At 72.5% G+C, this 23,172-nt stretch carries 25 protein-coding genes; 20 read left to right on the top strand and 5 right to left on the bottom strand.

Translation table 11 applies throughout. From position 1 onward, the window contains the following. Positions 1 to 29: 29 nt before the first annotated feature. Positions 30 to 905: a PhzF family phenazine biosynthesis protein gene (locus FDO65_RS07230; protein ID WP_137448680.1), complete on the top strand. Its 876-nt coding sequence runs from the start codon at positions 30 to 32 to the stop codon at positions 903 to 905. On the opposite strand, the gene FDO65_RS07225 is transcribed toward FDO65_RS07230, so the two are convergent. Further along, positions 898 to 1,227, bottom strand: a complete 330-nt coding sequence (locus FDO65_RS07225; RefSeq protein ID WP_137448679.1) for a type II toxin-antitoxin system VapB family antitoxin — start codon at positions 1,225 to 1,227, stop codon at positions 898 to 900. The two genes, FDO65_RS07230 and FDO65_RS07225, sit on opposite strands and share 8 nt — an antisense overlap. Positions 1,228 to 1,389: 162 nt before the next feature. Here FDO65_RS07225 and hrcA point away from each other — a divergent pair, with 162 nt between their 5' ends. From hrcA to FDO65_RS07140, 19 genes are all read left to right on the top strand, one after another. Then, positions 1,390 to 2,412, top strand: a complete 1,023-nt coding sequence (gene hrcA, locus FDO65_RS07220) for a heat-inducible transcriptional repressor HrcA (RefSeq protein WP_137448678.1) — start codon at positions 1,390 to 1,392, stop codon at positions 2,410 to 2,412. Between the two features lie 90 nt (positions 2,413 to 2,502). Beyond that, the gene (dnaJ, locus tag FDO65_RS07215) at positions 2,503 to 3,657 is read left to right on the top strand and encodes a molecular chaperone DnaJ (protein WP_137449590.1); all 1,155 of its coding nucleotides are present in this window, start codon (positions 2,503 to 2,505) and stop codon (positions 3,655 to 3,657) included. Positions 3,658 to 3,824: 167 nt separating this feature from the next. Then, positions 3,825 to 4,568: a 16S rRNA (uracil(1498)-N(3))-methyltransferase gene (locus FDO65_RS07210; protein ID WP_137448677.1), complete on the top strand. Its 744-nt coding sequence runs from the start codon at positions 3,825 to 3,827 to the stop codon at positions 4,566 to 4,568. Further along, positions 4,565 to 5,353: an alpha/beta hydrolase family protein gene (locus FDO65_RS07205; protein WP_137448676.1), complete on the top strand. Its 789-nt coding sequence runs from the start codon at positions 4,565 to 4,567 to the stop codon at positions 5,351 to 5,353. The genes FDO65_RS07210 and FDO65_RS07205 overlap by 4 nt, the downstream gene beginning before the upstream one ends. Positions 5,354 to 5,408: 55 nt before the next feature. Beyond that, positions 5,409 to 5,762 (top strand): histidine triad nucleotide-binding protein, encoded by a 354-nt coding sequence (locus FDO65_RS07200; RefSeq protein ID WP_137448675.1) that lies wholly within the window; start codon positions 5,409 to 5,411, stop codon positions 5,760 to 5,762. Positions 5,763 to 5,983: 221 nt separating this feature from the next. Beyond that, positions 5,984 to 7,033: a PhoH family protein gene (locus tag FDO65_RS07195; RefSeq protein ID WP_420847524.1), complete on the top strand. Its 1,050-nt coding sequence runs from the start codon at positions 5,984 to 5,986 to the stop codon at positions 7,031 to 7,033. Further along, on the top strand, positions 7,030 to 7,632 hold the full coding sequence (gene ybeY, locus FDO65_RS07190) for an rRNA maturation RNase YbeY (RefSeq protein ID WP_137448674.1): 603 nt from the start codon (positions 7,030 to 7,032) through the stop codon (positions 7,630 to 7,632). Before FDO65_RS07195 ends, ybeY begins: the two co-directional genes overlap by 4 nt. 6 nt (positions 7,633 to 7,638) lie before the next feature. After that, positions 7,639 to 9,210: a hemolysin family protein gene (locus tag FDO65_RS07185; RefSeq protein WP_240757471.1), complete on the top strand. Its 1,572-nt coding sequence runs from the start codon at positions 7,639 to 7,641 to the stop codon at positions 9,208 to 9,210. Beyond that, entirely contained in the window at positions 9,207 to 9,581 is a 375-nt protein-coding gene (locus FDO65_RS07180; RefSeq protein ID WP_137448673.1) for a cytidine deaminase, read from the top strand. Before FDO65_RS07185 ends, FDO65_RS07180 begins: the two co-directional genes overlap by 4 nt. After that, positions 9,578 to 10,546, top strand: coding sequence for a GTPase Era (gene era / locus FDO65_RS07175; protein ID WP_137448672.1), 969 nt, complete (start codon positions 9,578 to 9,580; stop codon positions 10,544 to 10,546). The genes FDO65_RS07180 and era overlap by 4 nt, the downstream gene beginning before the upstream one ends. Positions 10,547 to 10,692: 146 nt before the next feature. Further along, entirely contained in the window at positions 10,693 to 11,229 is a 537-nt protein-coding gene (locus FDO65_RS07170; RefSeq protein ID WP_137448671.1) for a hypothetical protein, read from the top strand. A gap of 144 nt (positions 11,230 to 11,373) precedes the next feature. Then, a complete protein-coding gene (locus tag FDO65_RS07165; protein WP_137449585.1) occupies positions 11,374 to 12,663 on the top strand; it encodes a M16 family metallopeptidase in 1,290 nt (429 codons plus the stop codon). Next, complete coding sequence (locus tag FDO65_RS07160) at positions 12,660 to 14,192, top strand: M16 family metallopeptidase (protein ID WP_137448670.1); 1,533 nt, start codon at positions 12,660 to 12,662, stop codon at positions 14,190 to 14,192. The genes FDO65_RS07165 and FDO65_RS07160 overlap by 4 nt, the downstream gene beginning before the upstream one ends. Beyond that, positions 14,189 to 15,238 carry an NAD(+) diphosphatase gene (gene nudC / locus FDO65_RS07155; RefSeq protein WP_240757469.1) on the top strand — a complete coding sequence of 350 codons (1,050 nt, stop codon included), beginning with the start codon at positions 14,189 to 14,191 and terminating at the stop codon, positions 15,236 to 15,238. The genes FDO65_RS07160 and nudC overlap by 4 nt, the downstream gene beginning before the upstream one ends. 109 nt (positions 15,239 to 15,347) lie before the next feature. After that, positions 15,348 to 17,441, top strand: coding sequence for an ATP-dependent DNA helicase UvrD2 (locus tag FDO65_RS07150; protein WP_137448669.1), 2,094 nt, complete (start codon positions 15,348 to 15,350; stop codon positions 17,439 to 17,441). 173 nt (positions 17,442 to 17,614) lie between these two features. Beyond that, positions 17,615 to 17,755 (top strand): hypothetical protein, encoded by a 141-nt coding sequence (locus FDO65_RS22090; protein WP_166442073.1) that lies wholly within the window; start codon positions 17,615 to 17,617, stop codon positions 17,753 to 17,755. 220 nt (positions 17,756 to 17,975) lie between these two features. Further along, positions 17,976 to 18,272 (top strand): WhiB family transcriptional regulator, encoded by a 297-nt coding sequence (locus FDO65_RS07145; protein ID WP_137448668.1) that lies wholly within the window; start codon positions 17,976 to 17,978, stop codon positions 18,270 to 18,272. 101 nt (positions 18,273 to 18,373) lie between these two features. Continuing rightward, positions 18,374 to 18,508: a hypothetical protein gene (locus FDO65_RS23050; protein WP_276606832.1), complete on the top strand. Its 135-nt coding sequence runs from the start codon at positions 18,374 to 18,376 to the stop codon at positions 18,506 to 18,508. A 178-nt stretch (positions 18,509 to 18,686) separates the two neighbouring features. Further along, the gene (locus tag FDO65_RS07140) at positions 18,687 to 18,887 is read left to right on the top strand and encodes a hypothetical protein (RefSeq protein WP_137448667.1); all 201 of its coding nucleotides are present in this window, start codon (positions 18,687 to 18,689) and stop codon (positions 18,885 to 18,887) included. Between the two features lie 28 nt (positions 18,888 to 18,915). Here FDO65_RS07140 and FDO65_RS07135 read toward each other — a convergent pair whose 3' ends face one another. The 4 genes from FDO65_RS07135 to FDO65_RS07125 all read right to left on the bottom strand — a co-directional run bounded on the left by FDO65_RS07135 (position 18,916) and on the right by FDO65_RS07125 (position 23,081). Beyond that, positions 18,916 to 20,226 carry an ABC1 kinase family protein gene (locus FDO65_RS07135; RefSeq protein ID WP_137448666.1) on the bottom strand — a complete coding sequence of 437 codons (1,311 nt, stop codon included), beginning with the start codon at positions 20,224 to 20,226 and terminating at the stop codon, positions 18,916 to 18,918. After that, positions 20,223 to 21,272, bottom strand: a complete 1,050-nt coding sequence (locus tag FDO65_RS07130; protein ID WP_166442072.1) for a hypothetical protein — start codon at positions 21,270 to 21,272, stop codon at positions 20,223 to 20,225. Before FDO65_RS07130 ends, FDO65_RS07135 begins: the two co-directional genes overlap by 4 nt. 115 nt (positions 21,273 to 21,387) lie before the next feature. Next, the gene (locus FDO65_RS22085) at positions 21,388 to 21,546 is read right to left on the bottom strand and encodes a DUF5679 domain-containing protein (RefSeq protein WP_166442071.1); all 159 of its coding nucleotides are present in this window, start codon (positions 21,544 to 21,546) and stop codon (positions 21,388 to 21,390) included. A 143-nt stretch (positions 21,547 to 21,689) separates the two neighbouring features. After that, on the bottom strand, positions 21,690 to 23,081 hold the full coding sequence (locus FDO65_RS07125; RefSeq protein WP_137448664.1) for a zinc-dependent metalloprotease: 1,392 nt from the start codon (positions 23,079 to 23,081) through the stop codon (positions 21,690 to 21,692). Positions 23,082 to 23,172 lie beyond the last annotated feature (91 nt).

Genomic DNA, 23,172 nt, shown 5'->3' with positions numbered 1-23,172 from the left:
CGGCCTGGAGCCCGTGATTGCATGACCCGGTGCAGCTGCCCCTGGTCCAGATCGACGCCTTCGCCGACGCCCCGTTCACCGGTAATCCGGCCGCGGTCATGGTGCTGCCGCACTGGCTGCCCGACACCCTGCTGCAGCAGCTGGCGGAGGAGAACAACCTGTCGGAAACGGCGTTCCTGGTCGACCGGCTGCCGGTCGACGTCACCGCGCCGGAACCGGGAGAACCCAGCTACCACCTGCGCTGGTTCACCCCGGCCATCGAGGTGACGTTGTGCGGGCACGCCACCCTGGCGTCCGCGGCCCACCTCTTCACCGACCGGCATCCGTCCGCGACCCGCCTGTGGTTCCACAGCCTGTCCGGCTGGCTCACCGTCCGCCGCGACCCCGCCGACCCCGGTCGACTGGAACTGGACTTCCCGGCCGACGACCTGGGCCCCACCGCGGCGGACGACGCGATGCTGGCCGCGCTCGGCCTCACCTCCGACGATGTCGAGGCAACGTTCCAGTCCCTGGACCTGGTCATCGTGGTCCGCCGGGCCGAGCAGGTCGCGGCCCTGACCCCGGACCACACCGCGCTGGCGCGGCTCGACCAGCGGGGCGTCATCGTCACCGCCCCCGGGTCGTCGACGGGTGACGACGGGCCGGACTTCGTGTCGCGGTGGTTCGGCTGTGGCGCGGGCGTGGGGGAGGACCCGGTGACCGGTTCGGCCCACAGTCAGATCGCGCCCTACTGGGCCTCCCGGCTGGGACGGGACACGTTGTCCGCCCGGCAGCTGTCCCGCCGCGGCGGCAATCTGCGCTGCACCGTGGTCGGCGATCGGGTCCGCATCGCCGGTCGGTTCCGTCGCTATCTGGACGGCACCGTCCACCTGCCGGACGAGCTGGCCGACGCCTCGATCAGTTGACCGGGGGCGGGCCGGGCACCGGGTAGAGCGGGTCGAGGTCCAGCACCCGCACGTGCATCACGAACCGCTGCTGCAGGGCCGACCGCAGCGCGCGGTGCAGGCCGTCCTCCAGGAACAGCTCGCCCCGCCAGCGCACCACGTGCGGGAACAGGTCGCCGTAGAAGGTCGAGTCCTCGTCGAGCAGGGTGTCCAGGTGCAGCACGCGTTTGGTGGTGATCAGTTCGTCCATCCGCACCTGGCGTGGGGGCAGCCGTGACCAGTCCCGGGTCGTGAACCCGTGATCGGGATACGGGCGGCCGTCCCGGACGTCGCGGAAGATCATGGCCTGGTCACTGTAACGGCCGGTACGCCGGGACGCCGTCGTCCGACCCGTTCGGGGCAGCGCGACGACTACACTTGGCACCCGGGAATGGAGAGTGCCAATCCAGTGCTGCGCCCACCTGGGCGCGGCAGGGGTGGGGCACCGGAGGAAGGAAGGGTGACGATGACGGCCGACGACCGCCGGTTCGAGGTGTTGCGGGCCATCGTCTCCGACTACGTCGCCACCCGGGAGCCCGTCGGCTCCAAGTCGCTCGTCGAACGGCACTCCCTCGGGGTGTCCCCGGCGACCATCCGCAACGACATGGCCGTCCTGGAGGACGAGGGCTACATCGCCCAGCCGCACACTTCGGCCGGCCGCATCCCCACCGACAAGGGCTACCGTCTGTTCGTCGACCGTCTCTCGCAGGTCAAGCCCCTCAGCTCCGGGGAACGCCGCGCCATCCAGGGCTTTTTGTCCGAGGGCGTCGACCTGGACGACGTGCTGCGCCGGTCGGTGCGCCTGCTCGCCCAGCTCACCCGTCAGGTCGCCGTCGTCCAGTACCCGACGCTGACCCGGTCCCGGGTCCGGCACATCGAGGCCGTCGCCCTGACCCCCAGCCGTCTGCTGCTGGTCGTCATCACCGACACCGGCCGGGTCGAGCAGCGGATGGTCGAGCTGGAGGACGACGTCAGCGACGCCGACCTCGCCGCCTTCCGGGCCCTGCTGGCCGCCGAGGTCGCTGGTCGCACGATGCCCGAGGCCGCGGCGGCGGTGTCCGAACTGGTCACGTCCGCCGCACCGGATGTCCGCTCGATGATCGCCTCGTCCGTGGCCGTCCTGCTGGACACCCTCGTCGATCAACCCGAGGAACGGCTCGTCCTGTCCGGGACGTCCCACGCGACCGGGGCCTGGTCCGATTCGCCGGCCAGCCTTCAGGGCGTGCTCGAGGCCCTCGACGAGCAGGTCACCCTGCTCAAGCTGCTGGCCGCGTTGCAGACCCCGGACGCGCTCGTGGTGTCCATCGGCGCCGAGAACGTCGACCACAACCTCTCCACGTCGGCCCTGGTGTCGGCCGGCTACGGCCGGGGCAACACGGTGATGGGCGGCCTGGCCGTGGTCGGTCCGACCCGCATGGACTATCCAGGCACGATGGCCGCGGTCCGGGCGGTCGCCCGATACGTCGGGGAGATCGTCTCGGGCCGGTGAGGCCCCGCATTCCGCGGGCGCACCGTGGTGACCGAACAACAGCAATGCGGCTGATCGAAGAATTCTGACGGAAGGCAATTGGTGCAGAGCGTGGCACGCGACTATTACGGCCTGCTCGGGGTGTCCAAGGGCGCCTCGGCCGACGAGATCAAGCGCGCCTACCGCAAGCTGGCCCGCGAGCTCCATCCGGACGTCAACCCGGACCCGGCCGCCCAGCAGCGGTTCAAGGACGTGACCGCGGCCTACGAGGTGCTCTCCGACCCGGCCAAGCGGCAGGTCGTCGACCTAGGCGGCGACCCGCTGTCCCCCGGCGGCGGGGCCGGTGGCCCCGGCGGCGGGATGGGCGACCCGTTCGGTGGCATGGGCCTGGGCGACATCATGGACGCTTTCTTCGGCGGGGGCGGCGGAGGTGGTCGCGGACGCGGCCCGCGCTCCCGCGTCCGGCAGGGCGAGGACGCGCTGATCCCCGTCGAGCTGACCCTGGAGGAGTGCGCGACCGGGGTGGCCAAGGACCTCACCGTCGACACCGCGGCACTCTGCTCGCTGTGTCACGGCAACGGCTGCGCCCCCGGGACCAGCACCGCCACCTGTGACACCTGCAAGGGTGCCGGCGAGATCCAGCAGATCCAGCGGTCGTTGCTCGGCCAGGTCGTGACGTCCCGCGCCTGCCCGGTCTGCCGCGGTTTCGGCGAGGTCATCCCGGAGCCGTGTCGGCAGTGTTCCGGCGACGGCCGGGTCCGCACCCGCCGCACCGTCCGCGCCAACATCCCCGCCGGGGTCGGTGACGGCATCCGCGTCCGGCTGGCCGGTCAGGGCGAGGTCGGCCCCGGCGGCGGTGCGCCGGGCGACCTGTACGTCGAGGTCACCGAGCAGGCGCACGAGCGGTTCACCCGCGACGGGATCGACCTGCACTGCACCGTGCAACTGCCCATGACGGCGGCCGCGCTCGGCACCTCGCTCGGTCTGCAGACCCTGCAGTCGGTGGAGGACATCGACATCCAGCCCGGCACCCAGTCCGGCACCGTGCTGACCCTGCGCAACCAGGGCATGCCCCGGCTGCGCGGCACCGGGAACGGCAATCTGCACGTGCACCTGGAGGTCGTCACCCCGAACCGGGTGGACGGTCGGCAGGCCGAACTGCTGCGCGAACTGGCCCAGCTGCGGGGCGAGGAGCAGCCCGAGCTGTCAGCCCGGGCGCACGGCGGGTTCTTCTCGCGCATCCGCGATTCCTTCGCCGGTCGTTGAGCCGGTGGCCAGTGAGCACCCGCAGGTGCCCTCAGGGCGCCGAGGAGCGGAGCGCCGCCAGCCGGCGAACGTAGGCGTTGAGCCGGTGGCCAGTGAGCACCCGCAGGTGCCCCCAGGGCGCCGAGGAGCGGAGCGCCGCCCGCCGGTGAACATGGGGCTGACTCGTGGTGGGTGAGGCGTTCTTCCTCGTCGACCGACTGCCCGCCGCCGGGTCGTTCCGGTTGACCGGGCCGGAGGGGCGGCACGCGGCCACGGTGCGGCGGGTGCGGCCCGGTGAGACGGTGCTGCTGACCGATGGTCTCGGCCGGAACGCGGTGGCGACCGTGGTCGGTACCGGAAAGTCAGAGGTCGAGCTGGACGTCGCCGCGGCGACGACCGTCCCGGCACCGGCCGTCCGGGTCACGCTGGTGCAGGCCCTGCCCAAGGGCGAACGCGGCGAACTCGCCGTCGAGCTGGCGACGGAGGCCGGCATCGACGCGATCGTGCCGTGGTCGGCCCGCCGCTGTGTGACCCGCTGGTCACCGGAGCGCGCACCCAAGGGGCTGGCCCGGTGGACGGCGACGGCCCGGGAGGCCGCCAAGCAGTCCCGGCGGTCCTGGGTGCCCCCGGTGCGGCCGGTCGCGTCCACCCGCGAGGTGGCCGGGCTTCTGGCCGCCGCCGATGCGGCTCTGGTGCTGCACGAATCGGCCACCGACCCCCTGACCGCCGTGCCGCTGCCTGCGGCTGGCGAAGTGGTGCTGGTCGTCGGCCCGGAAGGCGGCGTCGACGACGACGAGCTGGCTGCGTTCACGGCCGCCGGCGCCCGCGCCGTCCGATTGGGTCCGCAGGTGCTGCGCACTTCGACGGCCGGGGCGGTGGCCCTCGGCGCGCTGGGCGTGCTGACCGACCGGTGGACGCAGGTGGACGCATGAGGCGGGACGAGCACACCTGGTCCTACGGTCCGCACCCCAGCCAGACCGTCCAGCTGTACCTGCCCACCGGGACGCACATCCCGGTCGCGGTGGTGATCCACGGCGGGTACTGGCGGGCCCGCTACGGCGCGGAGCTGGCCGAACCCCTCGGACGCGATCTCACCCGGTACGGCGTCGGGGCCGCCGTGATCGAGTACCGGCGCGTCGGCGAAGGGGGCGGCTGGCCGACCACGCTGGCCGATGTCGCGCGCGCCGTCGACTCCTTGGCCTTCTTCGGCCAGCAGGCCGCGGAGGGGCGGCTGCTGCTCGACCGCGTCGCCGCCGTCGGGCACTCGGCCGGTGGTCATCTCGCCGGTTGGCTGGCCCATCGCCGGTCGTTGCGGTGGGGGACGGCCGGATCGGCCGGTCCCGGGGAGCCGCACGTCCCGGTCGTCGGGGCGGTCGCCCAGGCCGGCCTGCTGGACCTGGTGTCTGCGGCCGACGAGAACCTCGGCGACGGCGCCGTGGTGGCCATGATGGAGGGCGCGCCGCGCTCGATGCCGCAGCGCTACCACCACGCCTCGCCGATGGCCCACGTCGGCGACGGCGGCCGGGTCGTCGCCGTCCACGGCGACGCCGACGACACCGTGCCGCTCTCGCAGTCCGAGCGGTACGTGGCCGCCGCGCAGCACGCCGGTGACCCGGCGCGGCTGATCGTGCTGCCCGGAGTGGGGCACATGGAGATGATCGACCCGGACCATCACGCCTGGTCGGTGTGCCGGGAGCAGCTGCTCCGCATGGTGTGACCCCCGCGCCCGGGCCGGCTGGGCGCCCCGGTCAGCCGCAGGTTAGTTTCACGCCATGACCACCAACTCCGACTGCCTGTTCTGCGGCATCGTGACCGGTCGGATCCCGGCCGACCTGGTCGCCCGCGGCGAACGGGCCGTCGCCTTCCGGGACATCAATCCGCAGGCGCCGACCCACGTGCTGGTCGTGCCGGCCGACCACTACGAGAACGCGGCCGAGCTGGCGGCGGCCGACCCCGAGATGCTCGCCGAGGTCTTCACCGTCGCCGACGACGTGGCCCGGGCCGAAGGACTGACCGAGAGCGGTTACCGGGGCGTGCTGAACACCGGGGCCGGGGTGGGGCAGTCGGTGTTCCACGCCCACCTGCACGTGCTCGGCGGACGCCCCATGGGCTGGCCGCCCGGGTGAGTCCCGAAAACCCCATGATCGCCGCCGGTAGCATGGATGCGTTCAGCGTGATCGGCGGTTCGGTGACCCCTGGGTGGGGCACCAACCGACCGGTACGCCCCTCGTGTCGGTGAAAGAAGGCAAGGCCCCCGGTGCCGGACCCGTCCACCTCGTTCCCCGTTCCCACCGCGGCCGCCGCCAGTTCGGCCGCCTCGACTGCCGACCAGACCGCTGAGTCCACCCTGGTGGTGGCCGACGAGCGCGCCATGATGGGGCTGCTCGGCTCGGCCGACCTGCTGCTGCGGCAGCTGGAGGAGCGCCTGGACGCCGACGTCCACGTGCGCGGCAACCGCGTCACGCTGCGCGGCACCCCGAGCCAGGTCGCGTTCGCCGAGCGGACCATCCGCGAACTCCTCGCCCTGCAGGAGTCGGGGTCGGTGATCACCCCGGACGCCGTGCGTCGCACCATCGACATGCTGACCGACACCGCGTCGGCCGGGGCCGGCGACGCCGCTCCGGCCACCGGCACGGCCGGGGAGTCGCCCAGCGAGGTGCTCGGCCTCAACATCATCAGCCGGCGGGGCCGCACCATCCGGCCCAAGACGCTGAACCAGAAGCGCTATGTCGACGCCATCGACCAGCACACCATCGTCTTCGGCATCGGCCCGGCCGGTACCGGCAAGACGTACCTGGCCATGGCCAAGGCCGTGCAGTCGCTGCAGACCAAGCAGGTCAACCGGATCATCCTGACCCGCCCGGCGGTCGAGGCGGGAGAGCGGCTCGGATTCCTGCCCGGCACCCTGTCGGACAAGATCGACCCTTATCTGCGCCCCCTCTACGACGCCCTCCACGACATGATCGACCCGGAATCCATTCCGCGATTGATGGCCGCCGGAACCATTGAAGTGGCGCCATTGGCCTATATGCGTGGCCGCACTCTGAATGATGCCTTCATCATTCTCGATGAGGCCCAGAACACCACTCCGGAACAAATGAAGATGTTTTTGACCCGGCTCGGATTCGGGTCGAAGATCGTCGTCACCGGTGACGTCACCCAGGTCGACCTGCCCGGCGGGCAGCGGTCCGGTCTGCAGGTGGTCCGGGAGATCCTCAACGACGTCGACGACGTGGCCTTCCCGCAGTTGACCTCGTCCGACGTGGTCCGGCACCGCCTGGTGGGCCGGATCGTCGACGCCTACGAGAAGTGGGATTCCGAGCACGCGGTCCCGGCGCCGGACGGGCAGAACCGGCACCTGGGTACCCGCCCCACCGGCGGGAAGGGCAAGCGATGAGCATCGAGGTCGCCAACGAATCCGGGGTGGCCGTCGACGAGGTGTCGCTGATCTCGGTCGCCCGGTTCGCCCTCGACGAAATGGGCATCAATCCGCTCGCCGAATTGTCGGTGCTGCTGCTCGACGTCGAGGCGATGACCGAGCTGCACGTCAAATGGATGGGTGAAGACGGCCCGACCGACGTGATGAGCTTCCCGATGGACGAGCTGGAGACGGCCCGCCGACCCGACGAGGCCGGCCCGGGGCCGGCCCTGCTGGGCGACATCGTGCTGTGTCCGGCGGTCGCCGCTCCGCAGGCCGCCAGCGCCGGGCACGCGCTCGACGACGAGCTCCACCTGCTGACCGTGCACGGCGTGCTGCACCTGCTCGGGTACGACCACGCGGAACCGGCCGAGGAGCGGGAGATGTTCCGCCTGCAGAACGAACTGCTGGACCGATGGCGCGACCGGCGCGCGGCCCAGGCCCGACGGTCCCGGCTGGCCGACGTCGACGCCGCGGTGCTCGACGCCGTGGGCTGGACCGACAGCGGCGCCGACGGCCCCGCGGTCCAGGGCGGCGGCTCCGGGACGGCTCCGGGCCAGGCTCCCGGCCGGGGCTGATCCCCGGTGGGCGCCACCGACATCCTGTCCCTGGTGCTGGCCGCGGCGCTGCTGCCCATCGCGGGCATCTTCGCTGCGGCCGATGCGGCCATCACGACGGCCTCGCCGGCCCGGGTCGACGAGCTGGTCCGAGAGGGCCGCCGCAGCGCGGACGCCCTGTCGACGATCCTCGAGGACCGGCCCCGCTACACCAACCTGCTGTTGCTGCTGCGGGTGTCGGCCGAACTGACGGCGACCGTGCTGGTCGCCGCGGTCGCCTTCTCCACCTGGGGTTTCCTGGTCAGCGTGGCCCTGCTGGTCGTGGCGGTCATGATCGTCATCTGCTACGTGGTCATCGGTGTCGCCCCGCGCACCGTCGGCCGGCAGCACCCGTATTCGATCGGGCTGCTCGCCGCCCGGCCGACCCGGGCCATTGCCCGGGTGCTGTCGCCGGTGGCCTCGCTCCTCATCGTGCTCGGCAACGCCCTGACCCCGGGCCGTGGATTCCGGGAGGGCCCCTTCACCTCCGACCTGGAGCTGCGTGAGCTGGTCGACATCGCCGGCAGTCGCGGCGTCGTCGAGGAAACCGAACGGGAGATGCTGCAGAGCGTCTTCGATCTCGGCGACACCATCGTGCGGGAGGTGATGGTGCCGCGGACCGACGTCGTGTGGATTGAGGACGGCAAGTCGCTGCGGCAGGCCATGCAGCTGGCGAACCGCTCCGGTTTCTCCCGGGTCCCGGTCGTCGGGGAGGACCTGGACGACGTGCTGGGCGTCGTGCACGTCAAGGACATGCTCGACCGGGCCTTGTCCATGGCCCCCGGCGAGCCGGGGCCGCTCCTGCGCGAGCTGATGCGGGAGCCGGCGTTCGTGCCGGAGTCCAAGAACATCGACGTGCTGCTCCGCGACATGCAGCGCACCCACAACCATTTCGCCGTCATCGTCGACGAGTACGGCGGCACCGCCGGCATCGCCACCATCGAGGACCTGCTCGAGGAGATCGTCGGCGAGATCACCGACGAGTACGACCAGGACACCCCCGATCCCATCGAGCATCTCGACGGCGACCGGGTGCGGGTGTCGGCCCGGCTGCCGGTCGACGAGCTGGCCGAACTGTTCGACGTCGATATCGACACCGAGGACGTCGACACCGTGGGCGGTCTGCTCGCCCAGCAGATCGGCCGGGTGCCGCTGCCCGGGTCCGAGGCCGAGATCGCCGGCCTGCGACTGGTCGGTGAACCCGGTACCGACCGCCGGGGCCGCCCCCGGGTGCTCAGCGTGCTCGTCGAACGGGTCCCCGACGAGCCCGAGCGGGCGCCCGAGGAGCACTCCGGGGACGACCCGGACGAGAGCCCGGTCGAGCGGGAACGGCGCGAGAAGGAGCAGCGCGACCGCGACAAGAAGGAGCGGGAGAAGCGCGAGCGCGAGAAGCGTGAACGCAAGGAACGGGAACGCAAGGAGCGCGAGAAGGCCCGGGAGAAGGCCCGGCGGCGCGCGGAGCGACGGGCCGAACGGGAACGGCAGGAGCGGGCCGAGGAGTCCCGTCCGGCGGACGACGGTCCTGACGCGCAGCCCGGTCGGGGAGAATCGGCCGGATGACTGCGCAGAGCCCGGTGAGCCCGGACACCCCCAGCCTCGACCCGGAGGACGCGAAACTCCTCACGTTGGCCCGGGGGGCCCGCGGCCGGGCCGGCGCCGCCGAGGGAGCCGCGGTCCGCGACACCGACGGCCGGACCTACGCCGCCGCGTCGGTGGCGCTGCCGTCCCTGCGGCTGACCGCCGTACAGGCCGCCGTCGCCACCGCGGTCGCCTCGGCGGCCGACGAGCTCGAGGCGGTGGTGCTGGTGTCCGGTGCGCCTTCCGTCGACGACATCGACGAGGCCTCACGGGCGGTCGCCCGCGACCTCGGGGCGCCGCTGCTGATCCTGGCCGCCCCGGACGGCTCCGTCGTGGGGACGACGGCCCCGTGAGCACCCCCGAATCCCCCCAGCCGGCCGGCGGTTTCGCCTTCCCCGACACCCCGCCGGGGCACCGGTCCGGCTTCGGCTGCTTCGTCGGCCGCCCGAACGCCGGCAAGTCGACGCTGCTCAACGCGATGGTCGGCGAGAAGGTCGCCATCACCTCGGACAAGCCGCAGACCACCCGCCGCGCGGTGCGCGGCATCGTCACCCGACCCGACGCGCAGCTCGTGCTGGTCGACACCCCGGGGATGCACCGGCCACGCACCCTGCTGGGCGAGCGACTGGGGGACCTGGTCCGTTCGGTGTGGTCGGACGTCGACGTGGTGGGTTTCTGCCTCCCGGCCAACGAGAAGATCGGTCCCGGGGACCGACGCATCGCCGCCGACCTGGCCGAGCAGGCCAAGGGCACGCCGGTGGTCGGCATCCTCACCAAGGTCGACACGGTGTCCCGCGAAGCGCTGGCCGTGGCCCTGCAGGCCGCCGCCGAACTGCTCCCGTCCGCCGAGATCGTCCCGGTGTCGGCCACCCGCGGCGAGCAGGTCGACGTGCTCACCGACGTGCTGATCGCCCAGCTGCCCGAGGGGCCGCGGTTCTACCCCGACGCCGAGGTGACCGACGAGCCGCTGGAGACCCGCATCTCCGAACTCATCCGCGAGGCCGCGCTCCTCGGGGTCCGTGACGAGCTGCCGCACTCGTTGGCCGTGCTGGTCAGCGAGATGGGGGAGCGCGAGCAGGACCCGTCCGACACCCGGCCACCGCTGACCGACATCTACGCCACCATCTACGTCGAGCGCCCGTCGCAGAAGGCGATCGTGCTGGGCAGCAAGGGCTCCCGGCTGGCCGACGTCGGCCGGCGGGCGCGGCACGAGATCGAGGCGCTGCTGGGTACCCGGGTGTATCTGGACCTGCACGTCACCGTGGCCAAGGAATGGCAACGCGATCCGAAGCAGCTCCGCCGACTCGGCTTCGACTGACCCCGGCCCCCCCACCCCGGCGCGGCGGTCCCAGCCGCCGACACCCGGCCGGCCGATGCCAGATCGTGTCCTTTTCTTCCCCGATCGGGGTACTTCTGCTGTGCCATCATCGGGAGAGATCTCGAGGGCACACGGGGGTGGTGCCGATGCAGGAACGTCGAACGACCGTGCTGGCCGGGGCAGCTGCAGCCGTTCTTCTGCTGGCAGTCCTGGCTGCGCTGGCCACCTGGGGCTACGTCCGCAACTCCGCCGGCTCGTCGGGTAATCCGCTGGCCATCGGGGTGGTGTTCGCGGCCGTGCTGGCGGCCGGTGCGGTCGGACTGCTCATCCTGTCCGATCGTCAGGAACCCTCCGTGCGGGCCGACGGCCGGCCGGCCGGCGGAGCCGGTGGGTCGGCAACCGGGCTGGCCTCGGAACCGGGTGACGCCGGGCTGGACCCGGTCGATCCGCTGGACGATGCGACGCAGGAGCAGCCGGTGCTGCGGCCCCGGACCGCCCTGGATCCGCTGGGCCGCCGATACGGCCGGCACGCCCGCCCGGACGGTGAGACGGGCGAGGACGACTCGCCGACGGCGGACCGGCCGATGGCGTCGGAACTGTTCCACCCCCTGCCCGACGACCTGGCCACGACGCTCCACGATCAGCTGTTCACCCACCGCGGAGCGCCGTCCGGACGGGACTGACACCCGCTCGACCGTCCCTCGCCGGACCGGTCGCGAACCCGTTGCGGGCCCCGGCGTGCGCGTCGGCCTCGTCCGTCGCGGACACGCTCTACTGTGGCCAGAGTGACCCGAGCCGTTCCCCGTAGCACCTCCCGCGCCCGGCGCATCCCCACTGCCGACTATCCGATCGAACGCCGCACCCTTACCAACGGGCTGCGAGTCGTCGTGTCGCCCGACCCCGGATCCGGGGTGGTCGGGGTGTGCGTGCACGTGGACGTCGGTTTCCGGTCCGAGCCCGTGGGGCGGACCGGTTTCGCGCACCTCTTCGAGCACCTGATGTTCCAGGGCAGTGAGTCGCTGCCGAAGCTGGAGCACTTCCGGGTCGTGCAGTCCTCCGGCGGTGTCTTCAACGGGTCGACCCACACCGACTACACCGACTACTTCGAGGTGGTGCCGGCCGCCGCCCTGGAACGCGCGTTGTTCCTGGAGGCCGACCGGCTGCGGGCGCCGAAGATCACCGCGGAGAACCTGGCCAACCAGGTCGACGTGGTCAGCGAGGAGATCCGGCTGAACGTCCTGAACCGGCCCTACGGCGGGTTCCCCTGGATCACGCTGCCGCCCATCCTGTTCGACTCGTTCGCCAACGCGCACAACGGCTACGGCGATTTCGTCGACCTGCAGTCCGCCACCGTGCAGGACTGCGCGGAGTTCTTCCAGACGTATTACACGCCGGCGAACACCGTGCTGACCGTCTGCGGTGACGTCGACCCGGAGAACGCGCTGGAGTTGATCGACCGGCACTTCGGCGACATCACCGGCCGACCCCGGCCGGAGCGCCCCGACTTCGGCGAACCCTGGCCGACCAGCCGGCGGGAGGGCGAGATCATCGACGCCCACGCCCCGGCGCCCGCCTTGGCGGTCGGCTGGCGACTGCCCGATCCGGTGGCCGACCTGCCCGGGTACCTCGCCCACCTCGTCCTCGGGTCGGTGCTCAGCGACGGCGAGTCGGGGCGACTGCAGTCCACGGTCGTCGCCGAGCGGGGACTGGCCACCGAAATCTGGGCCGGGCCTGGCCTGCTCGGTGGGCCGCTGGACGCCCGGGACCCGGACGTCTTCGTCCTCGGCGCGGTGCACCCGCCGGAGATCAGCGCCGACGCGGTCCTGCAGGCCGCCGACGAACAGATCGCGCGACTGGCCGCCGACGGCCCCGACGCCGGCGAGATGCAGCGGGCCAGCGCCCGTTTCGCCTCCGGCCACTTCCGCGAGAACGACAGCATCATGAACCGCACACAGTCCCTGGGAGTCTTCGAGTTGTTGCACGGTCGGGCCGAACTGTTGGCCGAGCTGCCGCGGATGGTCGCCGAGGTGACCGCCGACGACGTCCGGTCCGCCGCGGCCACCCTGGACCCCGACCGGTGCGCCGTGCTGCGTGTGGTGCCCGGCGGTGCCCGATGAGCCCGGCCGCCGGCGCCCGCGCGGCGTCCGCCGGCAAGCGGTCGTCCCCGCGGACAGCGGCGTCGACCGCAGGATCCGGCGCGCCGAAGCGCTCCGGCAAGGGAACCCGCGCCCGGGCGGCGGTGCCGGCGTTCCGGTCCGCCGAGGACGTCGGCCGGACCGATCTCGGGCCCCGCCCGGTGCCTCCGCTGGGTGCGGCCGGCCGCGTGCGCCGGCCGACCGTCAAGCACGCGGACCTGGACTCGGGCCTGCACGTCGTCGCCGTCCGCGTTCCGCGGACCCCGCTCGTGGAGGTGCGCCTGCGGGTGCCGTTCGGCGGTCGCAACGCCGTCCACGCCGCGCGCGCCGAGCTGCTCGCCGCGACCGTACTGCTCGGCTCGTCGACCCGTACCCGCGAAGAGGTGGACGCCGAACTGGCGACCGTGGGTGGACATCTCGACGCCAACGTCGACCCGCAACGGCTGTCGGTGACCGGCTCGGTGTTGTCCACCGGCCTGGGCACGCTGCTCGACGTGCTGGCCGACTGCCTTCTCGACCCGGCCTACCGGCGGGCCGACGTCCGCGGCGAACGCGACCGCCTGGTCCAGCACCTGCTGATCGGGGCGACCCAGCCGGCCACCATCGCCCACCAGGCGTTGCAGCGCCGCCGCTTCGGCGACCACCCGGCGGCGCTGGACATTCCCGAACCGGAACTCGTCGCCGCCGTGACGCCGGCGGCGGTCGCCGGGCTGCACCGGCGAGCCGTCGTCCCGGCCGGTTCGACCCTCGTGCTGGTGGGCGACCTGTCGCCGGCCCGGGCCATCGACATGGTGGCGTCCGCGCTCGGCGGCTGGACCTCGGAGAACCGGGCCACCCTGCTGAAGACCCCGCCGGCGGTCGCCCCCGGTGCGGTGCTGCTGCACGCACGGGCCGGGGTCGTGCAGTCCCAGGTCCGCCTGTCGGCGGCCGCCCCCACCCGGGACGAACCCGACTACCCGGCCCTGCAACTGGCGAACCTCATCTACGGCGGCTACTTCTCGTCCCGGCTGGTCGAGAACATCCGGGAGGCCAAGGGGTACACCTACAGCGCCCGGTCGTCGCTGGAGTTCTGGCCCGGTCGCGCGGCCCTCACCGTCGCGTTCGACACCGCCACCGAGGCCACCGCGCCGGCCCTGCTGGAGGCCCGGTACGAGCTGGGACGCATCAGTCTGCAAGCCCCGACGGCCGCCGAGGTCGACGCCGCCCGTAACTACGCGCTCGGCACCCTGGCCACCTCGCTGGCCACCCAGGCCGGTCTGGCCTCCACCCTGTCGATGCTCGCCGGGTTGGGGTTGGACGAGAAGTGGTTGGCCGGCCATCCCGGCCGACTCGGTGCGGTGACGGTGGACGAGGTCGCGGCCGCGGCCGGCCGGGTCCTTGCTCCGTCGGCGTTCACCGGCGTGGTCGTCGGTGACCCGGACCAGGTCGCCGCGCCGCTGCAGGCGCTGGGTGGCGTCGAACTCGCCGACGGGTCGCAGGCGATCGAGAGCACCGGGACGGAGCGGACTTGAGCACCGACATGCGCGGACCGTCCGTCGGGGCATCGGCCATCGACGGCCACGTCCCCGCCGAGCCGGCGGTGGCCACCGCGGTCCGCAGCTTCGACCTGGGCCGACCGACGCTGTCCCGCGGGGGAGTCGACCGGTCGGAGGACCTGCGGGACACCGAACGGGCCCTGGCCGCCTGGCCGACCGCCCGCGTGCTGGTCATCGACGACCAGGGCCGCGCCGCGACCGATCCGGACGGCACGGCGCTACGGTTGCTCGACTCCTCCGCTGTGGGTCAGGGCCCCCCGCCCGGTGCCGTCCTGCTCGGCGCGGTCGACGGCATCGACCACTGGGCGGTCACCCGCCCGGCGGCCGAGCCGGCGGACGGGGTGCGCTGGCACGGCCTGCGGGAGATCGGTGCGGTGCTGGACGACAGCGACGCCACCCTGTTCACCACCGCGGCCGCGTTGCTGGCCTGGCACCGCGCCGGCGGGTTCTGCCCCCGGTGCGGCCGGGCGTCGCAGTCCGACCCGGTCGGCTGGAGTCGCCGCTGCCCCCAGGGCCACCAGGAGTTCCCCCGGACGGACCCGGCCGTCATCGTGCTCGTGCACGACGGCGCCGATCGCATGGTGCTGGCCCGGCAGCCGACCTGGCCGATCGGGCGGGTCTCCGTGCTGGCCGGCTTCGTCGAGGCGGGGGAGTCGCTGGAGGCCGCGGTCGTCCGGGAGATGGCCGAGGAGATCGGGGTCGTCGTCGACGAGGTCGCCTACCTCGGGTCGCAGCCCTGGCCCTTCCCCCGGTCCCTGATGGTGGGGTTCGCGGCCCGGGCCGATCCGGACGCCCCGTTGCGGCCCCGGGACGGCGAGATCGAGGACCCCCGGTGGGTGGACCGGGCCACGGTCCGGGCCCTGCTGGCCCGCGGGGGCGAGTGGGACGCCCGGTCGGACGACCCGGACGGCGTCCACACCCGCGCGGCAGCGGACGTGCCGACCGATCAGCTGGCCCTGCCGGGTTCGGTGTCGATCGCCTACCGGATGATCCAGTCGTGGGCGGCGGCCGGGTCGGACTGAACGAACGCTGTCGTACGTGTGTGCGATGATGAGCCCTCGCCGTCTCCGCCAGGACGGGGCGGCGAGGGACCAGGGACAGGGCACGACGGCACGGTGATGGAACGCGATCATGGAACTCGATGACGAACAGCGGGCTGCGGTCCTCGCGCCCAGCGGGCCGGTGTGTGTGCTGGCCGGCGCCGGTACGGGCAAGACCCGCACCATCACCCACCGCATCGCCCACCTGGCCAACACCGGGACCCACCCGGTCTCCGAGATCCTGGCCGTCACCTTCACCACGCGCGCCGCGGGTGAGATGCGCCTGCGGCTCCGGGGTCTCGGGGTACCGGGCGTGCAGGCGCGGACCTTCCACTCGGCGGCGCTGCGCCAACTGCGGTACTTCTGGCCCCGGGCCGTCGGCGGGCAGATGTGGCCGGTGCTGGAGCAGAAGCTCCGCCTGGTCGCGTTGGCCGCGCGACGGGCCCAGGCGGCCACGGACGCCGCGACCCTGCGCGACCTGGCCAGCGAGATCGAATGGGCGAAGGCCAGTCTCGCCGGGCCCGGCGACTACCTGGCGGCGGTGGCCAAGCACCACCGGGACACGCCACTGCCGGCCGAGCAGGCCGCGGCCGTCTTCGCCGGGTACGAGGAGGTCAAGCGCGAGTCCGAACAGCTCGACTTCGACGACCTGCTGCTGCACACCTGCGCCGTGTTGGAGGAGGACGAGGCGGTCGCCCGCGAGTTCCGTTCCCGCTACCGGTGTTTCGTCGTCGACGAGTACCAGGACGTCACGCCGCTGCAGCAGCGGCTGCTCGACGCCTGGCTCGGCGGACGGGATCAATTGACGGTCGTCGGCGACGCCAACCAGACCATCTACTCCTTCGCCGGTGCGTCCCCGACGTACCTGCTGGGCTTCGAACGGCGCTACCCGAACGCCACCGTCGTGCGGTTGGAACGTGACTACCGCTCCACCCCGCAGGTGGTGACCCTGGCGAACCGGGTCATCGGCGGTGCCACGGGGGCGGCCACCCGCTACCGGTTGACCTTGAAGGCGATGCTGCCGGACGGGCCGGAGGCCACGTTCACCGAGCATCCGGACGAGCCGTCGGAGGCCGCGTCGGTCGCGGCGACCGTTCGCAGCCTCATCGACACCGGCACGCCGGCCACCGAGATCGCCGTGCTCTACCGGATCAACGCCCAGTCCGAGACGTACGAGGAAGCCTTCGCCGACGCCGGCGTGCCCTACGTGGTGCGCGGCGGGCAGCGGTTCTTCGCCCGTCCCGAGGTGCGCCAGGCCCTCACGGCGCTGCGTCTCCACGCGGCGGAGGTCACCGGCGACGGCGAGGACGGATCCGCCGATGTCCTGGTTCCCGCCGTGCGCCGGGTGCTGGGCACCGTCGGCCTCACCGAGGAGCCACCCCCGCCGGGCGCGCTGCGCGATCGGTGGGATGCGTTGCTCGCGCTGGTCGGGGTGGCCGAACAGGTGGCGGCCGCCCTGAGCCCGGCCGCCGTCGACGAGCAGCCGCCCGTCTCCGATGACGAGGCGCCGGCCGATCCGCCGCACGCCTTCGCCGCGTTCGTCGCCGAGCTGGACCAGCGCGCCGAGGCGCAGGACGCCCCGACCAGTGACGGTGTCACCCTGGCCTCCCTGCACGCGGCCAAGGGCCTCGAGTGGGACGCGGTGTTCCTGGTCGGGCTGGTCGACGGCACCTTGCCGATCCAGTACGCCGAACTGCCCGAGCAGATCGAGGAGGAGCGTCGCCTGCTGTACGTCGGGGTCACCCGGGCCCGTCGCCGGCTGGCGGTGTCCTGGGCGTTGGCCCGCGCCGCCGGTGGCCGCCGCAGCCGGCGCCGGAGCCGGTTCCTCACCGGCCTGGCCCCGGACTCGGCCGCCCCGACGCGCAACGGCCCCGCCGGACGATGCCGCACCTGCGGTCAACGGCTCGTCACCCCGGCCGAGATCAAGATCGGGCGGTGCCGGGCCTGCCCGTCCTCCATCGACCCGGATCTCGTCGAGGCCCTGCGGGTGTGGCGGAAGGAGACGTCGACCGCGGCCTCGGTGCCGGCGTTCGTCGTGTTCTCGGACGCGACGCTGCTCGCCATCGCCGAGCGCAAACCGACCGATCAGGCCGCCCTGTTGGCCATCCCCGGCATCGGTCGCAGCAAGCTGGATGCCTACGGCTCGGACGTGCTGCGCATCGTCGGGGCCGGTGCCGGCGGCTGATCGGCGGACGTTCGGTTCCACCCGTCGGTGGAACCGGGAAGACTTTCCCGTTAATTCGGTTGCCCCGTTCCGTGGCACCTGCCTAGAGTCATGATCGCGTCGGGCCGAGACCGGCCGACGCGTCAAACCCCTTCGGACCGGACGGACCGATGAAGACCCCAGGAGGTGCCGCGATGGTGATCACGACCTTGCTGTCGAGCGGTGGCATCGACCCTCGGGGCTCTTTTGGAGCCGGTGGCCGCTACCGACTGATGCCGCAGCGCATCGACGTCGGTGGCGAAGCCGCCATCCGCCGGCCGGAGCCGGGTTGCTGACCTAGGTCTGCACCTCCTCCTGGTCGCGGCCCACCTGTGTGGTGGTCCGCGCAATCTGCGCACCGCGCATTCGGCCCGGCGGCCTCGTCGATGCTCCCCCCGAGGGAATCGCGTCCGTCCGGAGACTGTGGACGCATCCCTGACGTCGCGCCACCGGCGCCCGCCCACAGCCTCCGCTCCCAGCCTCGAAAGCTTCCTCACCCGGAGGTGAGACCCAGTGATGCATCTGCTCGACCCGCTCGGCGGGTCCGCAGCCACCCCGCCCGGTGTCGGTGCGGCCGGTTCACTGAACCTGCCGTGTCATCGTGCCGAGCCCGACCTGTTCTTCGCCGAACGACCCGACGACCTCGAACGCGCCAAGGCGTTGTGCGAGCCCTGCCCGATCCGCTCGGAGTGCCTGGCCGGCGCTCTGGACCGGGCCGAGCCCTGGGGTGTCTGGGGCGGCGAGATCATCGACCGGGGCGTCGTGATCGCCCGCAAGCGGCCCCGGGGCCGGCCCCGGAAGGTGGCGGCCTGACGGCCGTCACCTCCGGACCGGCGACCACTGGCCCGCACATCAATTGCAGCGCAACGCTTCCCGGCCCACCGCACGGTGAGCCGGCCACGAGAGGTATCGACATGGACATGCTCATCGAGCATCTGGTGCGGGATCGCATGCGCGAGGTCCGCACCCAGATGTCCGGCTCCCGGAGTGAACGACAGATGCGTCAGGCCCGTCGGCTGGCCCGGCGTTCCTCGAACCGGCGCGGATGATCCCGCGCCGGAGTCGGTCGACCGGTTCCGGGGATCGATCACGCACCACACCAGCACCGGCGGACGGCCGGGAGCCGAACGGCTCCCGGCCGTCCGGCGTATCCGGGGCCGTCCTGGACCAGTCCAGCGCGTCCGGGGCGATCCGGCGTCCCCGGGGAGCGCTGCCTACGCTGAGGCCATGACGCGGCATCCCGGCGACCCCGCCTCACCGCAGCCCGACCGGGTCTCGTGCAGCCGGTGCGGGACGAGCACCACCGACCCCGGTCTGACATGGATGAGCGAACGGGACGCTCGCCGTGGACCGGTGTGGTTCTGCGATCGGTGCGCGCGCACCCACCTGCGATCCATCGAGGCGAAGTTGGAGCAGGAGTACTGGTGATCCGTCGCACCCGGCCCAGGCCGCCGGCTCAGTCGTGGAACCCGGCCAGGTGCTCGATGACGATCGACCGGAACGGCGCCGTGGCGTCGAGCTGACAGAGCACTCCGATCGAGCCCAGAGTGACCCGGTGGATGAGCAGGTACTCGGGTGGGAGGTTGAGTCGTCGCGCGATCTTCGCCTCGGCGCTGGACAGATTGCTCATCCGCGCGGCCTGCGATTGCATCCAGGCCCGGGTGAAATGGAAGGTCGGTTGCTGGAGCGGCCCGATGAACGGCACCAGATAGTCCATCAGCAACTCGGGGTCAGGGTGGAAGTCGGCGCCGATGAAGCCGGCCTCCCGCAGGAGCACCAGGACGTCGTCCGCCCGATCCTCCAGCGCCAGTCGGGTCACCCGCCCGATGATGGGCGGGGCGCCGTGCGGCAGCCGGGCCACCGATCCGAAGTCGATGACGGCGAGCCGGTCGTCCTCGGTCAGCAGGTAGTTGCCGGGATGCGGGTCGGCATGGAGCAGACCGACCCGGGCCGGGCCGGCGAAGTGCAACAGGGTCAGCAGGTACCCGGCGCGATCCCTTCGCTCGGCGGTACCGCTGGTGATGATGTGACGAAGCGGAGTGCCGTGCACCCACTCGGAAACGATGATGCGCGGCGCACTGGCCACCACCCGGGGCACCAGGAAATCCGGGTCGTCGGCGTAGGCCGCCGCGAACGTCCGCTGGTTGTCGGCCTCGGCCGCGTAGTCCAGTTCCTCCAGGATGCGCAGCCGCAACTCGGCCAGCAGCGGTCGGATCTGGATGCCCGGGAACACCAGGCCCATCAACGGCGCCACCCGGTTGAGCTGGTCGAGATCGGCCTTCAGCGCGGCGTCGGCCCCCGGGTACTGCAACTTGACCGCGACCTCACGGCCGTCCTTCCAGACGGCCCTGTGTACCTGCCCGATGCTGGCCGCGGCCGCGGCCTCGTCGTCGAACCGGGCGAAATGCTGCCGCCAGCCGGAACCGAGCTGCTCGGCCATCATCCGGTGGACCGTGGCGGTGGGCATCGGCGGCGCCGCGTTCTGGAGCTTGCCGAGGGCCTCCCGATAGGGCTCGGCGAACTCCTCGGGGACTGCGGCCTCGTAGACGGACAGGGCCTGCCCGAACTTCATCGCTCCGCCCTTGAGGGTGCCGAGCACCTCGAAGACCTGTTCGGCGGTCTTGCGCTGCATGTTCGCCGAGATCTGCTCGCGATCTCCGCCGACCAGACGCTGACCCAGCCCGAGCGTCGCCCGCCCGGCCGCCGACAACGGCAGACTGGCCAGGCGCGCTGTCCGGCCGAGCGCGCTCCGCGGGATGTCCGTCACCGTTCCATTGTGACAGTGGCTCCGTCCGCGCCCGCGAAGCGCGTCGCGTTCGCCGGCGGATCGAGCAGGTCACGGCAGCCGCAGGTGGGATGGGGCACCCAGGTCCGCCGGCGCGGGGTGGCCTCGCCGACGTTCCATTCCAGGGTGCCGTCGACCGTGCCCGGGCAGCGCAGGTGGTCCACGTGGTCGAGGATCTGAGCGGCCGCGAGGGCGGTGGCCATCGCCACCGTCACCGCCGCCGGTGTCGGCGATCGTCGGTCCAGCAGACTGCGCAGGACGGTCGGCCACTCCGGGTCGGCGTCGACCCGGTGCCGATGCGCACAGGCCAGGCAGCTGGTGCGACCGGGGAGCACCAACGGGCCGACGACGACCCGTCCGATCCCCGCCACGACTCCGAGGTGCGGAACGCGGTCCCGCGTCAGGGTGGCCGCCAACCCCAGATCGAGCACGTCGATTGCGCCGAGAACGACGAGGTCGGCGGCGGGCGGGCGGCCGCGCCGGCGATGGGCGGCTCCCGCGGTCGCATCCAGGACCACCGAACCGAGTCCGGCCTGCAGGAGGATCGTCCGGAGGGGGCCGTGCACGGTGGGTGGGCCGAGGAGGGTGATGCGGGAATCCGCGCGCGAGCGCACCACCCGGCGGGCCGTCGGCGCGCCGAGACGGGTGGTCAGCGACGCGGACTCCACCGATTCCGGGTCTCGGGGTGCGCTCCGCTGTGGTGAGCCCTGCTGGTCGGAGGCGGGGGCCGCCGTACCCGGGGGTACCTCGACGACCAGACCGAGCGCGGACAGCTCGGCCACGAGATCGACCCAGACGGCGACATCGGACGGGTCGTCGGCGAAGGTCGCGAGGACGTCGGCCAGCGGCCGGTGCCCCGTGAGATTGCGCAGCACCTGGGCGGCGTGCGCCGGTGCGCCCCGCAGCACGACGCGCGCGGGCGGGTCGATGCCGATCTGGACGGCGTCCGGCCCTCGCTCGACCACCCGGAGGTGACCGGGCAGGGCGTAGTGGCGATGGAGATGGTGCGGATCACGCAACAACGGCATCCCTCCCTGGTTGGGGAGAGCGTGCCTCAATCCAGCGGGGAGGATGCAGTTGTCCACCGGCCGGGGGGAGTTGTCCACACCGGTCGCCCGACGGCGACCGGTGTGCACGCCGGAATCAGGCCTTGCCCAGGATCCGGTTCATCTTGGTGCCACAGACCGGGCAGGTGCCCTTGGCCATCCGGCGTCCGGACTCGGACACGGAGACCTCGCCGTCGAAGTCCCGCTTCTCCTTGCACTTCACGCAATACCCGTTGTACGTCTCGGTGTCGGCCATCTCGGATCCTCTCCGCAAGTGTCATGACGCTGCGCTGCCCTCGGGCGACCGACGGTCAGCGATGCGGGCTCACCGTACCCGGCGGTCAGGCCGAAAACGGGCAGTTCTCCCCGTGAACGTGTGTCGAGGCGAGCCGGCGCCGGTCAGGATGACGGACGGGTCGGCGGGTCGGCGGGGCCGTCCGGCGTGGTGTCGTCGCCCTTGCCCGGCTCTTCGAAGGCCTCGGTGGTGAGTTCGTCGATGCCCTCCATGGAGGCCAGCAGGGCGCTGAACTCCTGGTCCCGGCGGACGAACCCGGCCGGGTCGTCGAGGTCGCTCGGTGACGGCAGCAGGCCCGGGTCACCCCAGAGGGCGTCCCGACCCTCGGTGCCCCGGGACTCGCCCAGCGCCGACCACAGCTCGGCGGCCGCGCGGAGCCGTCGGGGCCGCAGTTCCAGCCCGATGAGCGTGGCGAAGGTCTGCTCGGCCGGTCCGCCGGTGGCCCGGCGACGCCGCAGCGTCTCGCGCAGGGCCGACCCGCCCGGCAACCGGTCGCCGACCGCCTCGGCGACGACGGTGTCGACCCATCCCTCGACGAGGGCGAGCAGCGTCTCGAGCTGGGCCATCGCCGCCTGCTGCCCGGGGGTGATCTTCGGCTCGAACATGCCCTGGCCCAGCGCCGACTCGATGGCCGACGGGTCGGTCAGGTTGGACGGGTCCAGGCTCGAGGTGAGCTGCTCGAACGCCGAGAAGTCGACCGAGATGGCCTTGGCGTAGTCGGTGATCAACGCGATGATCTTGTCGCGCAGCCACGGCACACCGGCGTAGAGCCGGTGGTGGGCGGCCTCCCGCACGGCCAGGTAGAGCCGCACCTGGTCCTCGGGCTGATCGAGGCCGGCTCCGAACTCGGCCACCGAACGGGGCAGCAGGGCCGCGGTGCCCACCGGCCCCAGCGGGATGCCGACGTCCGTCGAGGTGAGGACCTCGGACGCGAGCTGCGCCAGGCCCTGGCCGAGCTGCGACCCGAAGGCCATCCCGCCCATCGAGCCCATCATGGCCAACAGCGGGCCCGCCTGGTCCTTGGCCTGGTCCGGCAGACCGTCCACCCAGGCTCGTGAGACCTGCTCGGCGATGGGGGAGCACAATTTCTCCCACATCGGCATGGTGGCCTCGATCCACTGGCGGGGAGTCCACGCGGTGGACGTCGTGGCCCCGGCGGGGAAGGCGGTGGCCCCGTCCAGCCAGACCTCGGCCAGCGCGATGGCGTCCGCGACGTGCTTGACGTCCACGGACGACGCCGGATGGGACGCCGGGACCTGGGCGGTCGCCATCTGCCGGGCCAGGTGGTAGTTCACCGGGCCGCTGTTCTCGCCGGCGGCCCCGGCCGACGACATCATCTGTCCGAGCTGCGACAGCATCGATCCGAGCTGGGAGAGGTCGAAGCCCCCCGGCATGCCGGGACCTGGCGTCGGACCGCCTCCGCCGCCGGACCCGGGTCGCTGCTTGTCGGGGTCGTCGTCTCCGGAAGGGGAGAAGCCGAACGGCAGGTTCGTCATGCGTCCACGGTACTGAACTTCGTCACCGGGCTTCGAGTGAACCCTGGCCGAAAACGGGTACCCCCGGTCTGTTGCCGGCGATCCGGTGGCC

The sequence above is a fragment of the Nakamurella flava genome, assembly GCF_005298075.1.
In the GTDB taxonomy this organism is placed as follows: Bacteria; Actinomycetota; Actinomycetes; order Mycobacteriales; family Nakamurellaceae; genus Nakamurella; species Nakamurella flava.
Note: the sequence above shows the minus strand (reverse complement) of the source record. Positions and strands in the feature narration are given on the sequence as shown.